20 protein-coding genes and 1 pseudogene are annotated in these 19,107 nt (G+C 43.3%); 14 read left to right on the top strand and 7 right to left on the bottom strand.

Going from position 1 to position 19,107, the window contains the following annotated elements; translation table 11 throughout:
* The first annotated feature begins 93 nt into the window (after positions 1-93).
* From BLS49_RS10700 to BLS49_RS10680, 5 genes are read left to right on the top strand one after another with little or no spacing between them, the layout of a single operon-like run.
* The gene (locus BLS49_RS10700) at positions 94-663 is read left to right on the top strand and encodes an RNA polymerase sigma factor (RefSeq protein ID WP_091229580.1); all 570 of its coding nucleotides are present in this window, start codon (positions 94-96) and stop codon (positions 661-663) included.
* Positions 660-1,124: a hypothetical protein gene (locus tag BLS49_RS10695; protein WP_091229577.1), complete on the top strand. Its 465-nt coding sequence runs from the start codon at positions 660-662 to the stop codon at positions 1,122-1,124. The genes BLS49_RS10700 and BLS49_RS10695 overlap by 4 nt, the downstream gene beginning before the upstream one ends.
* A 21-nt stretch (positions 1,125-1,145) precedes the next feature.
* A complete protein-coding gene (locus BLS49_RS10690) occupies positions 1,146-2,246 on the top strand; it encodes a hypothetical protein (RefSeq protein WP_091229574.1) in 1,101 nt (366 codons plus the stop codon).
* A gap of 59 nt (positions 2,247-2,305) precedes the next feature.
* The gene (locus tag BLS49_RS10685) at positions 2,306-2,920 is read left to right on the top strand and encodes a DedA family protein (protein ID WP_091229571.1); all 615 of its coding nucleotides are present in this window, start codon (positions 2,306-2,308) and stop codon (positions 2,918-2,920) included.
* A 27-nt stretch (positions 2,921-2,947) separates the two neighbouring features.
* Complete coding sequence (locus BLS49_RS10680; protein WP_091229568.1) at positions 2,948-3,793, top strand: undecaprenyl-diphosphate phosphatase; 846 nt, start codon at positions 2,948-2,950, stop codon at positions 3,791-3,793.
* Positions 3,794-4,286: 493 nt separating this feature from the next.
* On the opposite strand, the gene mtnB is transcribed toward BLS49_RS10680, so the two are convergent.
* The 6 genes and pseudogenes from mtnB to BLS49_RS10650 all read right to left on the bottom strand — a co-directional run.
* Entirely contained in the window at positions 4,287-4,931 is a 645-nt protein-coding gene (gene mtnB, locus BLS49_RS10675; protein WP_091229565.1) for a methylthioribulose 1-phosphate dehydratase, read from the bottom strand.
* Positions 4,932-4,998: 67 nt separating this feature from the next.
* Positions 4,999-5,121, bottom strand: coding sequence for a hypothetical protein (locus BLS49_RS25775; RefSeq protein WP_425432138.1), 123 nt, complete (start codon positions 5,119-5,121; stop codon positions 4,999-5,001).
* Positions 5,121-5,978, bottom strand: a complete 858-nt coding sequence (proC, locus tag BLS49_RS10665) for a pyrroline-5-carboxylate reductase (protein WP_091229562.1) — start codon at positions 5,976-5,978, stop codon at positions 5,121-5,123. Before proC ends, BLS49_RS25775 begins: the two co-directional genes overlap by 1 nt.
* A 19-nt stretch (positions 5,979-5,997) precedes the next feature.
* Positions 5,998-7,245, bottom strand: a complete 1,248-nt coding sequence (locus BLS49_RS10660; RefSeq protein ID WP_091229559.1) for a glutamate-5-semialdehyde dehydrogenase — start codon at positions 7,243-7,245, stop codon at positions 5,998-6,000.
* A gap of 33 nt (positions 7,246-7,278) precedes the next feature.
* On the bottom strand, positions 7,279-8,385 hold the full coding sequence (gene proB, locus BLS49_RS10655; RefSeq protein ID WP_091229556.1) for a glutamate 5-kinase: 1,107 nt from the start codon (positions 8,383-8,385) through the stop codon (positions 7,279-7,281).
* 373 nt (positions 8,386-8,758) lie between these two features.
* Positions 8,759-9,196: pseudogene (locus tag BLS49_RS10650) on the bottom strand (aminotransferase class I/II-fold pyridoxal phosphate-dependent enzyme); the annotation flags it as partial.
* 310 nt (positions 9,197-9,506) lie between these two features.
* On the opposite strand from BLS49_RS10650, the gene BLS49_RS10645 reads away from it, so the two are divergent.
* Positions 9,507-10,316 (top strand): carbon-nitrogen family hydrolase, encoded by an 810-nt coding sequence (locus BLS49_RS10645; protein ID WP_091229701.1) that lies wholly within the window; start codon positions 9,507-9,509, stop codon positions 10,314-10,316.
* A gap of 2 nt (positions 10,317-10,318) precedes the next feature.
* Here the strand turns inward: BLS49_RS10645 and BLS49_RS10640 are convergent, their stop codons facing one another.
* A complete protein-coding gene (locus BLS49_RS10640; RefSeq protein ID WP_091229549.1) occupies positions 10,319-11,227 on the bottom strand; it encodes a LysR family transcriptional regulator in 909 nt (302 codons plus the stop codon).
* A 118-nt stretch (positions 11,228-11,345) separates the two neighbouring features.
* Here BLS49_RS10640 and lepB point away from each other — a divergent pair, with 118 nt between their 5' ends.
* The 8 genes from lepB to BLS49_RS10600 all read left to right on the top strand — a co-directional run bounded on the left by lepB (position 11,346) and on the right by BLS49_RS10600 (position 19,107).
* Positions 11,346-11,906, top strand: coding sequence for a signal peptidase I (gene lepB / locus BLS49_RS10635; RefSeq protein ID WP_091229546.1), 561 nt, complete (start codon positions 11,346-11,348; stop codon positions 11,904-11,906).
* 43 nt (positions 11,907-11,949) lie between these two features.
* Positions 11,950-12,186, top strand: coding sequence for a hypothetical protein (locus tag BLS49_RS10630; RefSeq protein WP_091229543.1), 237 nt, complete (start codon positions 11,950-11,952; stop codon positions 12,184-12,186).
* 214 nt (positions 12,187-12,400) lie between these two features.
* Positions 12,401-13,813, top strand: coding sequence for a 3-isopropylmalate dehydratase large subunit (gene leuC / locus BLS49_RS10625; RefSeq protein WP_091229540.1), 1,413 nt, complete (start codon positions 12,401-12,403; stop codon positions 13,811-13,813).
* 25 nt (positions 13,814-13,838) lie between these two features.
* Positions 13,839-14,429, top strand: a complete 591-nt coding sequence (leuD, locus tag BLS49_RS10620; RefSeq protein WP_091229538.1) for a 3-isopropylmalate dehydratase small subunit — start codon at positions 13,839-13,841, stop codon at positions 14,427-14,429.
* Positions 14,430-14,680: 251 nt separating this feature from the next.
* Positions 14,681-16,159, top strand: a complete 1,479-nt coding sequence (locus BLS49_RS10615) for an N-acetylmuramoyl-L-alanine amidase family protein (RefSeq protein ID WP_245742335.1) — start codon at positions 14,681-14,683, stop codon at positions 16,157-16,159.
* 40 nt (positions 16,160-16,199) lie between these two features.
* A complete protein-coding gene (locus BLS49_RS10610; protein WP_091229534.1) occupies positions 16,200-16,799 on the top strand; it encodes a GerMN domain-containing protein in 600 nt (199 codons plus the stop codon).
* A gap of 215 nt (positions 16,800-17,014) precedes the next feature.
* Positions 17,015-18,433 (top strand): N-acetylmuramoyl-L-alanine amidase family protein, encoded by a 1,419-nt coding sequence (locus tag BLS49_RS10605; RefSeq protein ID WP_091229531.1) that lies wholly within the window; start codon positions 17,015-17,017, stop codon positions 18,431-18,433.
* Positions 18,434-18,486: 53 nt separating this feature from the next.
* Positions 18,487-19,107 carry a GerMN domain-containing protein gene (locus BLS49_RS10600; RefSeq protein WP_091229528.1) on the top strand — a complete coding sequence of 207 codons (621 nt, stop codon included), beginning with the start codon at positions 18,487-18,489 and terminating at the stop codon, positions 19,105-19,107.

Raw genomic sequence — 19,107 nt, 5'->3', positions numbered from 1 at the left:
AATTAACACAAACGTAACGTAATAGCGTAGAAAAAAGTTCAATATTTTTTTAAAACTAATGCAGGGGTAACTTTGTTTTGATACGTCTATTTAATAGGGAAGGAGGGGAGAGTTATTGATGATGAGAAGCTAATCCTGAAAATCAGGAGAGGTGAGCGGAACGCTTTTCGAGAGCTTGTCACACGGTATGGGGACTATATTTTTAAAGTAACATTCTCAGTGCTTAGAGATGAAAAAGAAGCGGAAGACGCAGCACAGGAAACTTTTCTCCAGGTGTACAAATCTCTCCCCGATTACCGCTCTCAAGGATTCAAGACATGGATGACTCGAATCGCTTTAAACAAGGCAATAGATCTCAAGCGAAAGAAGGATCGCAGACGTGAAGAACAATGGGATCCGATAGACGTCGATCTTCAAGTGATTGATGAGAAGCCAGAGGTGGTTCAAGGAATTATAGATATTGAGCAAAGTGAGGAGCTCAGAAATAAAATCGCTGCAATGCCGCCAGGACACAAAATCATAGTTTCTTCGTTCTATCTGAAAGGAAAAAGCTATGAGGAAATAGCATCAGAACTAAATGTGACGGTGAAAACAGTAGAATCTAAATTGTACCGCGCAAGGGCTTGGATGCGTGAGCATTGGAAGGAGGAGGAATGGAGATGAGTAAAGGAGGACATCGAGAAAATGCTTTGTGGAGTGATTACATACTGGGGAAATTACCTCCTGAAAAAGAACAGAAGCTTGAAAATCTTCTGATTGAGGATGAAGAGACTTTTCAGATGTATTTGCATGAGCTGGAGGAACTTAAGGGAGAGCTGCCTACACTCGGCAATCAAGAATTGTTTACTCAGTGTATCATTTCTGCACTTCCTTCTAGTGAAAAGAGAGGCGTTGAGCAGGCTGTGAAATCGAAAGTCAGTAGTAGCCGGAATCTCCCTTTCTACCACTATCTTATTGCTGCATCTATCACTTTATTGCTCATGGGAAGTGGATTTTTTGATTTGTTGTCAGTAGAGGCGGGTCAATCGATGGACAGGAACAGAACGGTATCGATAAGCGATAAATGGATGAATGTAACCTCTAAATGGATGGATTCCTTAAGAGACCCTTCGCCTAAAAAGTAGAACAAGAAAGGATGATAAATTTTGCAATATTATCGAAATAGAATGCTGGCATTCCTTTTGAATTTTTTGCCGGGGCTCGGTCATTTATATTGGGGCAATAAAGGAAGAGGTTTTACCTATCCGCTCATGTTCTTCGGAGGACTATTTATGGGCGGTGTGCTGGCTGCGATGAGTAGTGAAGGGGAAATATTTTTAGTTGCTTTGGTTTTAGCTTGTATTCTCTGGGTGATCAGTATGATCGATTTGTTCATCTCTATGCTTCGGCACCCTGTAAATTTACAGAACGCGGGACAGGAACTAGGTTATGTACCTGCCATGAGAAAGGGAGAAGCTGATAGTGAGCGGTTTTTTACAATTTTGCTATCATTCATTCCGGGTCTGGGACATTTTCAAATGGGCTTGATGCAAAGAGGACTATCTTTCCTTATTATGTTCTTCGGCTTGATCACTATGATGTTTTTTGTCACGGGCATCACGCATGAATCTGTATTTTTGCTCTTTTTAGGCTTGCTCCCGATCATATGGCTGTATTGTATGTTTGACGCGGTGCAGCTCATTCATCGCAAACAAGCAGGGGAATTGCTTGAAGATCGTACTCTTTTTAATGAATGGGAATCCGGTAGAATTGAAGGCAGACGCAGTAAAGTGCTTGCTACATTATTATCAGCTTTTCCTGGGGCGGGACAAATGTATTTAGGACTTCAAAAACGAGGTCTGCAGCTAATGGTACTGTTTTTGAGCAGCTTCTATATAATCGATGTGTTGAGACTGTCGGTGTTTTTATTCATCGTTCCAGTTATTTGGTTCTACAGCTTTTTTGATGGATTACAGCAAACAAGTCGCTATGGCATACTGCCTATGGAGGATATTCCTTTAATAAAAGGTAGAGCTAACCAGGAGCATTGGCTGGGGATTATTTTGGTTCTGCTAGGGATTTATTATATCGTGATGAATTTGCTCGTTCCTACATTTGATAGATGGTATCCTGATTTGCGAATCTACTACAGAATTCAAGAATATTTGCGTCCGGCGCTCGTCTCGGTTATTCTTATCGGTGGTGGTATTAAACTGATCTCACGCAAAAATAAAAAACAGTTGCTTTGGGATGACGAAGAACTGTAGTTTGCGAACGAACTTAATAGAGAGTTTGGTACTGGACAGGAAGGGATAGGAGGCAGCTTGTGGACAACTGGATTACAGATACGATGGAGCAGTTCGGGTACATAGGAATTCTATTGCTGATTGCTCTTGAAAATGTATTCCCGCCAATACCATCAGAGGTTATATTGACATTTGGCGGCTTTATGACGACTTATACTAGTTTGACGAGAACAGGAGTTATCATTTCAGCTACGTTAGGCTCAATTTTAGGTGCAGTAATATTGTACGGCATCGGGTATCTCATTAATGTTGACAAGTTGGAGAGATGGATAGAGAAATATGGTCGTTTCTTACGTCTGAAAAAAGAAGATATTCGCAAAGCGGATAAATGGTTTGATCGTTACGGTTACTGGACAGTGTTATTTTGTCGGCTGATTCCTGTTATTCGTAGTCTGATCTCGATTCCCGCGGGGATGTCAAAGATGAAGTTTGGTCTTTTTCTGCTATTTACCACTATAGGCACGTTAACTTGGAATATTATACTCGTTACTGTTGGAGCTGCACTTGGAGGCTCATGGGATACAATCCTTGAATTCATGGATATTTACTCCAATATTGCGTACGTATTCCTTGCGGTCATTGCGCTGGTCTGTGGTTATTTCTTAATCCGCAACTTCAAAAAAAGAAAGCTCTGAGACAACTAGAAGGAGAGAACGTAATAAATGGATTGGATTAGCATCATAAAAGCTATTATTCTTGGTTTGGTGGAAGGGTTAACTGAATTTGCTCCAGTCTCTTCAACTGGTCATATGATCATAGTTGATGATATGTGGCTGAAGACCGAGCAATTTTTATCATCGAAATATGTGGCTAATACATTTAAAGTAGTTATACAGCTTGGATCGATTCTGGCCGTGTTAGTCGTATTTAAGGATCGGTTTATTGATTTGCTTGGGTTATCGAGGTTCACTCGTAAAAATAAGGGCCAGATACAACATGCCGGCTCTCGCCTAAAGCTGGGGCAGGTCATCGTTGGGTTAATTCCTGCGGGTGTGCTGGGCTTGCTCTTTGAAGATTTTATAGACGAGTATCTCTTCTCGACATATACAGTGCTGATTGGATTAGTGATTGGTGCAATATTGATGATCTTTGCTGATAAGCTGAGACCGAAGCGGGCGAAGGTGGAAAGTGTTGACCAAATGACCTACAAGCAAGCTTTTTCCATCGGTTTGTTTCAATGTCTATCTATTTGGCCAGGTTTCTCTCGATCGGGGTCGACGATTTCTGGAGGTGTACTCCTCGGCTTAAGCCATCGTGCCGCATCAGATTTCACCTTTATTATGGCTGTGCCGGTGATGGCTGGTGCAAGTGCATTATCACTGCTAAAAAACTGGCAGTATTTTACCCTTGATGCTTTGCCGTTCTTTATTGCAGGATTTATTAGTGCATTTGTGTTCGCACTTATCTCAATTCGTTTCTTCTTGAAGCTGATTGACCGAATCAAGCTGGTGCCTTTTGCTATTTATCGAATTGTGTTAGCGATCGTCATTTGGGTAATCTTTTTTTAATAAGGTTTGAGTAGAGGCTGTCCCACTCTTGTTAGTGGGGCGGCCTTTGTTATGGATTGGTGGGCTGGTGCACTATTTGGAGAAAATGACCTTCATTTTCGTGTAAATAAGGCTGATATGTCCGTCTGCATTATAAAGTAAGCTTAGTCCCTTCCCAGCACGTTGTAGAAGGAAAAACTGCAAAAGTGCAGGAATTATCGAGTAGTTAGAGTAAATCAAGTTCAAAGCCTGCATAAGTGCAGGAATTACATAAGTTTTGTTCAGTAGTTGGAGATTTAGCCCGAAATAGATGTATTATTGCAGGAATTATGAGATTGCCGGAACCATGAGATTAAGAAGATGTACTTTTGCAGGAATTACAGAGACGCTATTAGAACAAAATTGCCTCTTGTGCCTTGACTTGAGTGCATATATTTAAAAGAACCGCTGGAGTAATGTTCGGCCAGCAATGTGTACCAACTGTTGTCCAGTGGTTCCTTTACATGTAAACTATCTACACTCCTAGTGCGAGTCTGCGATATTCTACCTCAAGTATGAATTCGAAAGCTTCTAAATGACGTTTTGCTTCGAAGGCGTTGCGGCCCCACACGTAGATACCGTGGTTACGGAGTAAAAAACCGGGAATGTCTGACTGAATTGCACCAGGTATCAGCTTGGCGATTGAAGGAATGTCGGCATAGTTTGGAACGATAGGAATGCGAATGGCAGCATTCTCTTCCCATATGCCGAGGCCTTTAATGAGCTCAATCCCCTGTGCAGGAACAAATCCGTCATTCCCATATCGCTCACTAAGCAGATTGTTGAATACGGTATGAACATGGAAAATAGCTCCACAGCCAGTCATCCGGTAGATTTTAGAATGGATGAGCGTCTCTGCACTTGGCTTCAATTCAGTTGTCTCACAAGGTTCTCCAGCTGCATCAACAAAGAGAAAATCCTCCGGTGTATTAACCGATTTGTCTTTACCGCTGGATGTTATAGCGAAATAGAACTGATCAGGCTGGAAGTCGCCAACCCGTATAGAAAGATTTCCGCTTGTTCCGGGGAACCACCCGCGAGCGGCTAATTGTTCCTTGACCGCCCGTAAATCATGAAGGGCAGCTTGTTTCTCTTCCAAAGGAATGTCGGCAAAGTTCATTTTTATTCTCCCTCCAGCCTAATGAAGTCGGATCTAATATCTGTAAAAGTCTCAAAAGGTGTATGTTTTATGCCAAGCTTCTGGCATATTTCTGTAAGCCGAGCACGTGAATAGATGCGATCAGCGAGCTTTGCTCCTTCAAAATCAGCCGTTGGATCAAAAGTCTATATTTTGCTGTGCAGCAGGTCATTAAAGCGCCTCCTTCACAGCTTGTCCCATCTCGAAAGACCGTTCTTTACAGCGGTGTACGGCTGCTTTAACTGTATTGGTGAAGTCTTTGTCTGCGAGCACCTCCAATGCGGCCTGAGTAGATCCGTTAGGCGACGTGATGTCCTTACGCAGCTTCGCTGGATCTTCTCCAGTCTCAAGCATCATAGAAGCCGCACCCAGCACGGTTTGTACCGTCAGATTACGAGCTTGGTCAGGTGTAAGTCCGCCTTCAATACCAGCTTCAATCATCGCTTCGATCATGTAGTAGATATATGCTGGACCGCTTCCGGAAACTCCCGTCAAAATGTCCATTTGTTCTTCGGGAATGACACTGACGATACCGACGGATTGGAACATGGACAGAACCTGCTGAACATGGTCGTCAGTTGTCTCCTCGGAAAAGGATAATCCCGTAGCTCCAAGCCCGATAGAGCTCGATGTGTTAGGCATCGAGCGTGCGATCGGAGCGTTCGTTCCCAGCAATTGTTGAAGTGTGGAAATGGAGATGCCAGCGATCAGAGATACGATCAATTGTCCCTCCTGTAGCTTAGGACCAAGCTCAGTGAGGGCTTCTTTGGCATCTTTAGGCTTCATAGCCAGTACAATGATCGAGGCTTCAGTAAGATATTTATTCTTGTCCTGCTCGCTATTACCAGTAAACACGCCGTACTGCTGTGATAAGTAAGTAAGGCGTTCTTGATTGCTGCGGTTAAGCATCGATATTTGCTTCGGAGCAGCCACACTTTTATGGATGAGCCCGCGGACAATTGCTTCAGCCATTGATCCTGCACCGTAAAAGCAGATTGAACCTAGACTTGCTTGATGAGTTGAATTCATAGTATGACCTCCTGTCGTATTACTCTCGAATTTGCCCGTTGCCGTCAATGATATACTTGCTTGAAGTCAGAGCGGGGAGTCCCATAGGTCCTCTTGCATGCAGCTTCTGCGTACTGATTCCGATTTCTGCACCAAATCCAAATTCAAAGCCGTCTGTGAATCGGGTAGAAACATTATGATATACTGCGGCTGCATCCACTTCCTGCTGAAAGCGCAGCGCGTTCTCACGGTCTTCTGTAACGATACATTCGGAGTGTTTTGTACTAAACTGGCGAATGTGTGATAGAGCTTCATCCAGGTTACTTACGATTTTTACATTTAAAATATAGTCGTTATATTCTGTTGCATAATCCTCATCAGTTGCTTCAGAAGCCCAATTAACAATAGAACGAGTTTTGTCATCGCCTCTAAGCTCCACTCCGGCTTCCTTGAATACTTCGGCAAGGTCGGAAAGATGAGCCGTTGCATAATCCTCATGGACAAGCAGCGTCTCCATCGCATTGCAGACAGAAGGACGCTGAACCTTGGCGTTAATTGAAATAGCTGTCGCCATTTCAGGAGTAGCGGAAGCGTCAAGATAAGTGTGGCAAATACCAGCGCCTGTCTCGATTACAGGAACGGTGGCATTTTGTACAACGTTCTGAATCAGTGAGCTGCCGCCGCGTGGAATTACAACATCAAGCAGTCCGTTCAGTTTTAACATTTCGTCTACAGAGGAACGGTTTGGGTCCTCGATCAACTGGACAGCATCACGGGGAACGGCTGTACCTTTAAGAGCCTCGTGGATAATCTCAACTATTTTTCGGTTTGAGGAAAGGGCCGAAGATCCCCCGCGAAGAACAACAGCGTTGCCGGTTTTAAGGCAGAGCCCGATCGCATCAACTGTAACGTTAGGGCGAGCTTCATAGACGATTCCGATTACACCGAGGGGAACGCGACGTTTGACTATATGCAGACCGTTAGGACGATCTATTGTCTCAAGCGTCTCGCCGATTGGATCTGGCAGCTCTACGATCTGTTTCAATCCTTCCGCAATGCCTTCAATCCGCCCCTTATTAAGAGCAAGCCGATCAAGCAGCGATTCCGATGTTCCGTTTTCCCGGCCACGCTGCAAATCCTCCTTGTTAGCTTCAATAATGTCATCACTAGCATTAATCAACGCCTGTGCAGCAACAAGAAGTGCTGCATTTTTCTGTTCGGTTGACAAGCTGCTTAGAACAGAAGTGACTCTGCCAGCCAGCTCAGCCTTTTGTCGTACTTCACTCATACAAATACCTCCTCGACCTAATTAAAAATTAAATTATGATTTAAGTGATATCCATTCATCACGATGAATAACTTCCAGACGATGGGCAACATCGATCTTCTTAACTACTTCAGAGCTGGGCAATCCCAGTATTTCGAGCAGCTGTTCAATATCATAGTTGATGATACCGCGCCCCAGTATCTCTCCGTCTGTGTTGACAACCTCTACAACGTCTCCAACATGGAAATGTCCTTTTGCTTTGCGCACACCTACAGGCAGCAAGCTTCTTCCACCATGAATGAGCGCATCTTCTGCACCTTGGTCGACAGTTAAAGATCCAAAGGGGGTCGAGAGAAATCCGAGCCATTGCTTTTTACGAGGCAGGGAGGAGCTTTGAGTTTCAAAATAAGTACCTCTTCCTGCTCCTTCAAGAGCTCCGATCAATTCACCTGGTTGATTCACTTTACCTACAAATACAGGAACTCCACCACGCGTTGCGATTTTGGCAGCATCTACTTTGGAACGCATGCCGCCTGTGCCTACTTCAGATCCTGCTCCTCCGGCGATCAAGTAAATATCATCTGTAATTTCCTGAATCCGTTCAATTCGTTCTGCAGAAGGATCAATGCGAGGATCTTTAGTGTAGAGGCCATCTGTATCAGTCAGAATTATAAGCTGATCCGCTTTGATTAAATTCGCAACCAGGGCGGATAAGGTATCGTTATCTCCAAATTTAAGCTCGTCTATAGAGACGGTGTCATTTTCATTTATGATCGGAATAATGTTGCGAACGAGCAGCTCCTCAAGGGCCATGCTGGCGTTGCCCATTCTTTTTCGATTTTGAAAATCTGTACGGGTAAGCAGAACCTGGGCAGCCGAGATGCCATGATCCGCAAGCTCTTCCCGGTAGACCTGCATGAGCAAAGCTTGCCCAACGGCAGCAGCAGCCTGCTTCTCATGAAGCAGCTTCGGGCGCTCTGTATATCCAATTTCTCTAAAGCCTGCTGCGACGGCCCCGGAGGAAACTAACAACACTTGATGACCAGCGGCCTTTATCCTCGCGAGCTCTGCAGCAAAATAGGCGACAGCTCTTTTGTTTAATCCTCCCTCAGGTGAGGTAAGCGAACTGCTCCCGATTTTAACAACGATGCGGCGTTGCATGGAGATCACTCCTTGTGGCTGTAATGGTGTGTAATAATAACGAACGAGTCAATGAGAGCCTATAAAAAAAACTTCCGCCTCTGCATGCAAAGGACGAAAGTTTGGCTTCCGCGGTACCACCTTCATTGATGATTAAATCATCCGACTCTATAGCCCGGTAACAGGGGCGCTGTCCAGCATGCGCTGGCCGCTCGGGGGTAGGTTTCGGAGAGGGCGGGTGCAATTCTTACAGCCAAGGAATCGCTCTCTGGACGCCGCTATCTTCTCTTAATGGTCCCGTCTTCACGTTTTATCGTTCATTGATTCAACACTTCGAATTACTGTTAGAATAACATGCACGCATTGGGTTTGCAAAAGAAAATGGTTTACATAGTTAAAATAATCCAAGCTTGCCGATCCGCATAACGGCTTCCTTGAGTCGTTCGGGATCACTAAGCAGTCCAACTCTTACATAACCTTCACCATGTTGGCCGAATCCTATGCCAGGAGCAACCGCAACTTTGGCTTCTTCAAGCAGCTTTTGAGCGAATGCGGCCGAATCCCATGGCTTTGGGACAGGTAGCCATGCAAAGAAAGACCCGCTTGGTTTTGCAGCTTCCCAGCCAATTTCATTTAGTGCGTTAAAAAGCGTATTCCTTCTATTTTCATAGAGGGAGACGAGATCAGCTACATTTTGTTGAGATGCTGTTAAAGCGATCTTAGCCGCTTCTTGTATTGCACCAAACAGGCTGACGTATATATGATCTTGAAGCTGATTAATGAGAGAGATGATCTTTTCGTTACCGAGAGCGAATCCGACACGCCATCCTGCGCCGGCCGTAATTTCACGGTTCACATTCTGGACCAGTGTTGCAAAAAACTGCTTGGGAAGCTTGTGCATAATATCAGCAGCTTCTATAGTAAAAGGGGATTTTTCCGGGTCTGGGATGTTGGATTTCATAGATTTATGTTCACACTCCAGTCAAAAAAATATGTTAAATTAAATTTATCACGATTTATCCGAGCTGTATAGACGGTATTTGAGGGTGACTCGAAATAACGTTTCCTTGTCTTGCGTAGCCTGAAAGAGGCCATTATGATGTATTCAGATTAGATCGGATAATAAGGAGAGGATGATGAACATGACCGAACAGGCAAAAACATGGCAGATTGCACTTATACAGACTGATATCACATTAGGTGACCCTTCCCGCAACAGGGACTATTTAAAGAATCAAATGGAGATCGCAGCATCAAGTGAAGTTAAACCTGATGTTATCATACTGCCCGAAATGTGGAACACAGGTTATGCGCTGGACATCATCCATGAAATTGCTGATCCGAACGGTGAGGAAAGTCGGGAATGGATTGCTGAATTTGCGAAAAGTCATGGCATTCATGTAGTTGCAGGGTCAATCGCTGAAAAAAGAGATGCTGGAGTTTTTAATACGATGAGAATCTTCTCTGCCTCAGGGGAGGAAGCAGCTTCATACTCCAAGATCCATCTTTTCCGCTTGATGGAGGAAGAGAAGCATTTAACTTCCGGGGATCAAATTGTCAGCTTTGAATTAGACGGAGTTTTGGCTGGAGCCTCAATATGTTATGATATCCGCTTTCCAGAGCTGGCGAGAAGCTTGTCATTACTAGGGGCGAAGGTACTGTTTGTGTCTGCGGAATGGCCGCATCCCCGTCTGCATCACTGGCGGACACTACTTATGGCAAGAGCCATTGAAAATCAAATGTATGTAGTCGCCTGCAATCGAACGGGGGCTAGCGGTAAAGATTCCTTCTTCGGTCACTCCATGATCATCGATCCTTGGGGTGAAATTGTTGCCGAAGGCGGCGAAGATGAAGAGATTGTTACCGGAAGCATTAATCTGTCACTGGTTGACCAAGTTAGATCGAAAATTCCTGTATTTGATGATCGTAGACCGCATTTATATAAGCTATAAAATTAGTTTATACGATGAGTAAGTACTTCTTTGAACGTCTCAATAAAAGCTTCGGCTGCTTTTGACAAGTAACGGCCTTTGCGATAAGCGATGACCAGCGTCCGGCTAGGTGCCGGATCAGCTAATGGAACATATACAGGAATCAACTCGCTCCGTTTGGCTCTGGCAATGAATCTTGGAACAAATGTGATACCCATACCGGCGGCTACGAGCGATTGGACGGTTTCGATATTGTTGCTCTCAAAAACGACATTTGGCTCGAAACCAGCGCTTTTGCACAAATCTATCGTCATCGTTCGGAAGCCTTGTCCTTTTTTAAGTACAATGAACGGTTCGTCCTTTAGCATGTCTATAGATACGCCATTTTTGTGATGGTTCAGCTTGGCTAAAGGATGTTCCGGCGGTACGGCAAGATCAATAACTTCCTCGCCAATTGGCTCAAAGGTAAGCGATGGCTCCTGTAAAGGAAGGGAGAGGAGGCTGAGATCAGTTCCCCCGCCAGCGGTTAGTTTCTCCAGGTTCAGAGAAGTATCCTCCAAGAGGTTTACCTGAATTTCGGGATATGTTGCCTTAAAGGCCGGAAGTACATAAGGAAGCAAATGTGAACCTGTGATCGGCATACTGCCAACTACGACACGTCCAGCTCGGAGCTGTGAGATGTCATCCATCTCTTGACGAAGCTGCTCAACGGCATCCATTATTTTTTGCGCGTGTTCAATAAAGCTGGCTCCAGCATAGGTTAATTCGACTGTGCTTGTGTTGCGTTGAAACAGCTTGACACCAAGTTCCTGCTCCAGCTTGGATAATTGTTGGCTTAGAGAAGGTTGGGCGATATGCAGTTTATCAGCAGCGCGTGAGAAATTACGCTCTTCAGCAATTTGAAGTGTATATTGAAGCTGTCTAAGTTCCATGGTATCACCTCTATCAGTTTTTATTATGCGAATAACACAATAGTATTATACTATTCCTATATTTGAGAAGTGAGAAAGATTCTATGTATAATAGAACCAAATGATATAAAGTGGAGGTATGGACTTGAAAAAGATTTTAAAAGAGATTCAAAGCTGGAGCGTCGCTATCATCATCGGTTTTGTACTTAGTATGGTAATCGGTATCTTTATAATTCAGCCATATAAGGTTGACGGGTATTCGATGGAGCCTACTTTAAATGACACGCAACGGATATATGCATGGAAGATAAATCATACATTGGACAAACTCCCTGATTACGGAGATATTGTTATTATTGACAGCCGGGTTGAACGAGACCGCAGCTTAATGGATGATTTTATGGAGCATCCGATCATTAATCTGTTTTCAGGTAAGGGTGACGAAGAAATTTTTTATGTAAAAAGAGTAATTGGCCTGCCCGGAGATACAATTGAAGTGAAGAACGGTAATGTTTATCGTAATGGAGAGCAGCTTAACGAACCTTATATCAAAGAGCCTATGGTGACAGGTACGGATCAGGTATGGGAAATTCCTGAGGGTCATGTCTTTGTGATGGGTGATAATCGTAACCACAGTAATGACAGTCGTAGTATTGGGCCAGTACCGCAAGATCATGTAATGGGAATCGACTCGTTTTAAAGAAATACAGAGCTCTTACATAAAATACAAAGGGGAAAGTAGTATGAGTGATAAATGGGAGTCTTGTCCGAAATGCAGCTCGAATGAAGTTGTTTCCAGAAACAAGCTATACTATTTCTTGTTATGGTTGGCGATTGCAGCATGTCTGTTATGGGTTGGTCTGCTTATATACTGGCCGCTATTCATTGCAGCCTTTGTACCAATCATTATTTCTGTTTTTAGCTTTATGAAGAAGCCGGTAAATAAATGTAGAAACTGCAATCATAAGTGGCAGCCATAATATTATTATGGCTTTTTCTTTTGACTTATAGTTTCAACCTATCGCTTTTATAGATATTATATCTTGGAACAATGAAGTCGAAAATGATATATTAGTTTCAGCATACGAGTTGTAGTTAGCGTACTGGTTAAGTGACAGGTGATAGTAAATCTAGCATGCTCCACTACCAGATCACAATTCGTTAAAGTTGAATCCTTGTTTGGGGGGAATTCTGATGACTACTAAAAAGACAATGTATGAAAAAATCTGGGACAATCACGTTATTTATCAAGAAGAGGGCAAGCCAAGTATTCTGTATATCGATTTGCATCTTGTACACGAGGTAACTTCACCGCAAGCATTTGAAGGCTTGAGACTCAGCGGACGTAAAGTACGCCGCCCTGAGCTTACTTTTGCGACAATGGATCACAACGTACCGACAAAGGATCGCTTCAACATTAAAGATCCTATTTCCAAGCAGCAAATTGACACCTTGTCTCAAAACTGCCGCGATTTTGGTGTTACTCTTTATGACCTCGATACGATTGATCAAGGCGTAGTACACGTTATGGGTCCTGAGCTGGGTCTTACTCATCCGGGTAAAACGATCGTTTGTGGTGACAGCCATACGTCTACTCATGGGGCATTTGGTGCGCTTGCATTCGGTATCGGTACTAGTGAAGTAGAGCATGTAATGGCAACTCAATGCTTGCAGCAAGCTAAAGCTAAAACTTTGGAAGTTCGTTTCGTTGGTAAACGCAAACCAGGCGTTACTGCAAAAGACTTGATTTTGGGCGTAATTGCTCAATACGGCACTGACTTTGCTACAGGTTATGTTATTGAGTACACTGGCGAAGCCATTCGCGAGCTTACAATGGAAGAACGTATGACGGTCTGCAACATGTCCATCGAAGCTGGTGCAAGAGCTGGTCTGATCGCTCCTGACGAAACTACTTTTAATTATTTGAAGGGTCGTCAGCATGCACCTCAAGGTGAAGCATTCGAGCAAGCTGTTGCTGAATGGAAGAATCTCACAACTGACGAGGGCGCTGAATTTGATCGTGTAGTAGACTTCGACGTTGATGCGTTGATCCCACAAGTAACTTGGGGAACAAGCCCGGGAATGGGTACTAACATTAATGCGAACGTTCCTAATCCTGCGGATTTTGAATCTGATAACGAACGTAAAGCAGCTGAAAAAGCACTTGAATATATGGGTCTGGCCCCTGGTACTCCGATGACTGACATCGCAATCGATTATGTGTTTATCGGTTCCTGTACTAATGGACGTATTGAAGACTTGAGAGCAGCGGCAGAAATTGCTAAAGGCTACAAGGTTTCAGATAAGGTTACTGCTATAGTAGTACCTGGCTCAGGCCGTGTTAAAATCCAGGCTGAAGAAGAAGGCCTCGACAAAATCTTTGTTGAAGCAGGTTTTGAATGGCGCGAAGCAGGCTGCAGTATGTGCCTTGCGATGAACCCTGACGTTCTCGAACCAGGTCAACGTTGCGCATCTACTTCAAACCGTAACTTCGAAGGTCGTCAAGGCCGCGGCGGTAGAACTCATCTAGTATCTCCAGCTATGGCGGCAGCGGCAGCGATTAAAGGCCGTTTCGTCGATGTTCGTGAATGGGATATCGTAAGCTAATCAAGCCTGAGAGGAGAAATGATCCATGGAAGCATTTAAAAAACTAACGGGTGTTGTTGGTCCAGTCGATCGTGTAAATGTCGATACTGACGCAATTATTCCAAAACAATTTTTGAAACGCATTGAACGTACAGGATTTGGACAATTTCTGTTCTATGAATGGCGTTTTGATACAGAAGGAAATGTAAATCCGGAGTTTGAACTTAACAAGCCACGCTATGAAGATGCATCTGTATTGATCTCACGCGTTAACTTCGGTTGTGGTTCATCTCGTGAACATGCGCCTTGGGCGATCCTTGACTATGGGTTCCGCTGTGTAATCGCTCCGTCTTTTGCAGATATTTTCTATAATAACTGCTTCAAGAACGGTATTCTGCCAATCAAACTGTCTGAAGAGCAAGTTGAGGATCTATTCCAACGTACTGCTCACAATGATGGATACCAGTTGACGGTTGATCTTGAGAATAAGACGGTCACTGACAATTATGGCCTGAACATTGCATTTGATCTCGATGAGCACCGCCGTCAGTTCTTGCTCCAAGGTTTGGACGACATCGGTCTTACTCTTCAACATGAAGATCTCATCGCCGCTTACGAGAAAAAGAAATTTGCCTAATACCTATTTTAGAAGTAAGCCCTGATAGACTGAATAAGTTTACCAGGGCTTTTTTTGCATTTTTTAGAGGGAGCCTGGATATGATGGAGCTCTTCGAGTTCAAAAATCTGGCTTTTAAATAAGAGATTTTCTTTATTAATCCGCTTTTTTGTCTGAACTTGTCTCTCTATGAAAATATATGTCTATCAGAAAGGGCTATAATCTGATACTATGGAAGTAATTAGCAACCTATGGTAGAGGTAGGGATACAAGTGAAAAAAATTGGATCATTCATGTTGTTTATGTTTTTTCTCCTTGCATTTCCTGTGATGGGCAGTGCTGCGCCATCGACGACACATATTTATTTGGATAGTGTGGAATTGCAGCAGCCTGACAATGCAGCGGCCGACAATGTGAAAGGTAATGTCATGGTTCCGCTACGGGTCATTGCCGAAGGGCTTGGGTATGATGTGAAATGGGAGCAAAAGACGGGATCTGTCACTATTTCGCAAAATAAAACATCACTCAAGCTGGTTGTAAATAGTGATCAGGCAGTAGTAGATTCCAGCAAAGTTACTCTTTCAACTGCACCTTTTCTACAAAACAATACGACGATGGTTCCTCTGCGGTTTGTTGGGGAGCAGATGGGGCTGAAGGTAAGCTGGGATAATGCTGATAAATCGGCATATTTGTATAGCCCTGATGGAGGAACAGACGGTGAGATAATTAACGGTGGCACCAGCTCCAGCCCGGGATCTACAACGGAGGTAATTACAGTAGTCAATCAACCGGAGCAGAGTGAGTCAATAACACCAAATACAAACAATGCTCCTAATGGGACTAATGTTAATTTGGCTCAAATAGAAGGAATGAGCTATAGCGACAACAGACTAGTTATCTCGGCTACTGGCAACATTGAACCGCAGGTATTTACTTTGACAGCACCTTCTAGAATCGTAGTTGATATTCCTCAGGCTGCTTTTTCTGATAACTTCAGGAATACACTCTCATTAGATGATCAATCCAAAGGTGAATTTTCTATAACTGACGATACCAAAATCTCAGGGATTCGCTATTCTCTTTTTAGTAATTCACCTTCAACTATTCGTGTTGTAATGGTTCTGAATCAAGATAGCCTCTATTCGGTTACGAATTCCGGTGAAGGTCAGGTATTTATCGACTTGGAGGAGAAAAGAGACACAGGCAGAAAGCTTGTCGTCATTGATGCGGGTCATGGCGGGAGTCAACCGGGCGCGATCGGGGTAACTAAGAAACAAGAGAAGGATTTTACACTAGGTGTAGCTCTCAAAGTTGAGACCATACTGAAACAGGATCCATCGATTGATTTTGTACTTACACGAACGACGGATGTTACAATGTCATTGCAGGATCGTGTCAAAGTAGCGAATGATCTGGCAGCAGATCTATTTGTCTCCATTCATGGAAACAGTCTGGATACTATAAAAACAGGCAATAACCCTACCGGGTCCGAGACATACTATTCAAGAGACGAGAGCATTCCGTTCGCGAATGTGATGCATAAGCATTTAGTTGCAGCAACCGGATTAAATGACCGCAAAGTTCGCTACAGCAGCTTGCATGTTACGAGAGAAACGGTGATGCCGGCGGTACTCTTGGAAGCTGGATATCTCAGCAACACTGGTGATGAAACTCTAATGTATACGGAAGAATTCCAGCAGCGTGTAGCTGAAGGAATTGTCGCAGGAATTAAGGAGTATCTAGGTCTATAAAAGTCAGCATCATAACCTAGCTGCTATAGGGGGAAGTTCAATGAATAGAAAATGGATTGCAGGATTGTTATTGCTGCTTGTTGTCATTATTGCCGGGTGCGGTCAGAAGCCGCAAGCCGCTCCAAATGGCTCAAATGAGTCTCCAGACCAGGTAGTTCAAAATCCAGTGACAGCAGCACCTGATACAGGAACGGACAGTAATCAAACGGTAGATGCTACCGATGATACTAACAAAGATAATGCTGTTCCTGATGAGATTAAACAATCTATAAAAGTTTATTTTACAGATAATGACTTAATGGAGCTGCAATCGGCAGAACGCCAAATTACTTTTGTTGATGAATCCCAAAAATATGAAAAAGCTTTTGGGGCGCTTCAGACACCAGAGCAGGGTAAAATATCATTATGGCAAAAAGTTGTTTTAAAATCGGCTGCGTTTTCAAATGGTCAAGTTACTGTGGATATAACGTTACCGGACGAAGCCAGACTAGGTGCCGGTGGTGAGTCACTGGCGATTGATGCCCTCAAACAAACGATGTTCCAATTTGACGAAGTAAAGCAGCTCGAGTTGACTGTAGATGGACAACAAGTGGATACTTTAATGGGACATGTCGAGCTGGAACATCCTATTAAGAAATAATTAGTTGATCTAAGTAAATGATCCTCGAATAATAATCGAGGGTCTTTTTTTTGTCGTAAATTTTCATGAAGTAGAAATTTATGAGAAGAAAAATGGCATAATATCGCAACTTTTAAGGCATTTGTACGTCTAATATGTCGTCTGATGATGGCCCATAGGCTTATTTTTTTTTCGGGATATCATGATTCAAAATACTAGGATGGTAGGGGTGACGGATGAAAAAAAGTAGTTGGATGGGTTTTATGTTTTTAGTCATGGTCATGTTCTTATTCCCTCAAATTGGACATGCCGCCGGAGGTGGCACTGGCATTTATTTGGATGGTAAAGCGTTAGAATTGTCTAAAAATGCACAGGTTCAGAACATGAGTGGAAATGTAATGATTCCTATTCGTGTCGTCGTAGAGGAGCTGGGTTTTAACGTCGATTGGGATACAAAGACGCGCACGGTAACCATACAGCAGTCCGATACAGAATTGAAATTGGTCGTGAATCAGAGCACGGCAACAGTAAACGGGAATAAGGTTAGTTTGCCTGTAGCCCCAAAATTAATGACGGATACGGTAATTGTTCCAATTCGTTTTGTCAGCGAACAAATGGGTCTGAGTGTTGGTTGGGAAAATACGTCGAAAACGGTATATTTGACCTCGCCAGATTCTGGTTCAGACAATGGTTCCGGAAATAACAATGGTGGTTCTGATGGTTCTGGTTCTGATTCGAATGTAAATGATACGGCGAATTTAGCCAATGTTTCCGGGATTTCTTTCAATAACAATCAATTAATGATCGCTGTTGACAAGAACGTGAAGCCTAATATTTTCAAAATGTCAGAGCCAAATCGGCTCGTAGTTGATTTGCCTTATACTCAGTTCGCGAGTGCTTTTTCGAGCAACCAGTCACTGGACAGCACGATGAATGGCTTTTTTGATGTGACGGATTATCCTGACGTATCTAAAGTTCGCTATGCGCTTTTTAATAACAATCCTTCTACTATCAGGGTTGTCATTGATATGAACAATGCTAAAAACTACACTTTAATTAATAACAATGACGGATTGATTATAGTAGATTTGAATGCCGATTCGAATGACAATTCTGGTAACGGCAACAAATTGGTAGTTATTGATGCTGGGCATGGTGGAAGTGATCCAGGTGCAAGCAGTGTTACCAAGAAGAAGGAAAAGGATTTTAATCTGGCTGTTGCATTAAAAGTCGAAAAGTTGCTTGAAAATGAACCAAATATTGAGATTGTGATGACTCGTGATAGTGATACTTATCCAACGCTGCAGGAACGAGCAAAGCTTGCAAATAGTATAAATGCGGATATTTTTATTTCCATTCATGCGAACGCCGGTTCAGCTACTGCTAGTGGGGTAGAGACTTATTATACGAAAAGTGATAGCCTCGCTCTTGCAAATGTGATGCATAAATATCTTGTACAATCCTCTGGTCTTAGCGATCGCAAGGTTCGTACCAAAAGTCTCCATGTCACCCGCGAAACTACAATGCCTGCTGTCCTTCTTGAATGCGGATATTTAAGTAATAGTAAAGATGATGCTGTGCTGTTTACCGAAGACTTTCAGAACAGTGTTGCTGAAGGAATTGCGAAAGGGATCAAAGAGTATCTTGGAATGTAGCTCTTAAATGAAATCAACCAGAGTGTACAATAAAGAGTAAAGGGGAATGGGTCATGAACAGAAAGATCTGGATTTCAGGGATGCTGGTTCTCCTGCTTGCAATAAGCGCTGGCTGTGGACAAAAGCCTCAAAGTGCTGCTCCTACACCAGAACAACAAAGTGAGACAAATGTAAATGGTAATGGCAATAATTCATCGCCAATTACTCCTGAACAGAATAGTTCTAACAATGGTTCCAATACCGGAAGTAATAGTAGTAACAATAGTGATAAATCTGAAGATAAGATTACTCAATCAATCGAGGTTTATTTTACAGATGATCAAATGATGGAGCTTGTGAAGGAAGCTAAAGAGATCACATATAAAGAAAAGAAAGATAAATATATTACTGCATTGCAATCACTTCAAAGCAGTAGTAACCCTGATTTGTTCCCGTTGTGGGGGAAGGTCAACTTCCATTCAGCCGTTCTTAAAGATGGGGCTTTAACGATTGATATTACGCTTCCCGATGAAGCACGGCTTGGCGCAGGGGGCGAGGTATTAGCTCTGGACGCTCTGAAGAAAACAATGTTCCAATTTTCCGAGGTTCAATCGATTGAGCTTCTCGTAGATGGACAGCAGATGGATACCTTGATGGGGCATGAAGAGCTGGAACATCCTATGACACGAAATTAA

This window comes from Fontibacillus panacisegetis, assembly GCF_900102215.1.
GTDB lineage: Bacteria > Bacillota > Bacilli > Paenibacillales > Paenibacillaceae > Fontibacillus > Fontibacillus panacisegetis.
This window is presented reverse-complemented; position numbering and strand designations above follow the sequence as displayed.

Coding starts and splice junctions, on each gene's coding strand:
- BLS49_RS10695 (WP_091229577.1), top strand. CDS start 660: ATGAGTAAAGGAGGACATCGAGAAAATGCTTTGTGGAGTGATTACATA.
- BLS49_RS10680 (WP_091229568.1), top strand. CDS start 2,948: ATGGATTGGATTAGCATCATAAAAGCTATTATTCTTGGTTTGGTGGAA.
- mtnB (WP_091229565.1), bottom strand. CDS start 4,931: ATGAACTTTGCCGACATTCCTTTGGAAGAGAAACAAGCTGCCCTTCAT.
- BLS49_RS25775 (WP_425432138.1), bottom strand. CDS start 5,121: ATGACCTGCTGCACAGCAAAATATAGACTTTTGATCCAACGGCTGATT.
- proC (WP_091229562.1), bottom strand. CDS start 5,978: ATGAATTCAACTCATCAAGCAAGTCTAGGTTCAATCTGCTTTTACGGT.
- BLS49_RS10660 (WP_091229559.1), bottom strand. CDS start 7,245: ATGAGTGAAGTACGACAAAAGGCTGAGCTGGCTGGCAGAGTCACTTCT.
- proB (WP_091229556.1), bottom strand. CDS start 8,385: ATGCAACGCCGCATCGTTGTTAAAATCGGGAGCAGTTCGCTTACCTCA.
- BLS49_RS10645 (WP_091229701.1), top strand. CDS start 9,507: ATGACCGAACAGGCAAAAACATGGCAGATTGCACTTATACAGACTGAT.
- BLS49_RS10640 (WP_091229549.1), bottom strand. CDS start 11,227: ATGGAACTTAGACAGCTTCAATATACACTTCAAATTGCTGAAGAGCGT.
- lepB (WP_091229546.1), top strand. CDS start 11,346: ATGGACTTGAAAAAGATTTTAAAAGAGATTCAAAGCTGGAGCGTCGCT.
- BLS49_RS10630 (WP_091229543.1), top strand. CDS start 11,950: ATGAGTGATAAATGGGAGTCTTGTCCGAAATGCAGCTCGAATGAAGTT.
- leuC (WP_091229540.1), top strand. CDS start 12,401: ATGACTACTAAAAAGACAATGTATGAAAAAATCTGGGACAATCACGTT.
- leuD (WP_091229538.1), top strand. CDS start 13,839: ATGGAAGCATTTAAAAAACTAACGGGTGTTGTTGGTCCAGTCGATCGT.
- BLS49_RS10610 (WP_091229534.1), top strand. CDS start 16,200: ATGAATAGAAAATGGATTGCAGGATTGTTATTGCTGCTTGTTGTCATT.
- BLS49_RS10605 (WP_091229531.1), top strand. CDS start 17,015: ATGAAAAAAAGTAGTTGGATGGGTTTTATGTTTTTAGTCATGGTCATG.
- BLS49_RS10600 (WP_091229528.1), top strand. CDS start 18,487: ATGAACAGAAAGATCTGGATTTCAGGGATGCTGGTTCTCCTGCTTGCA.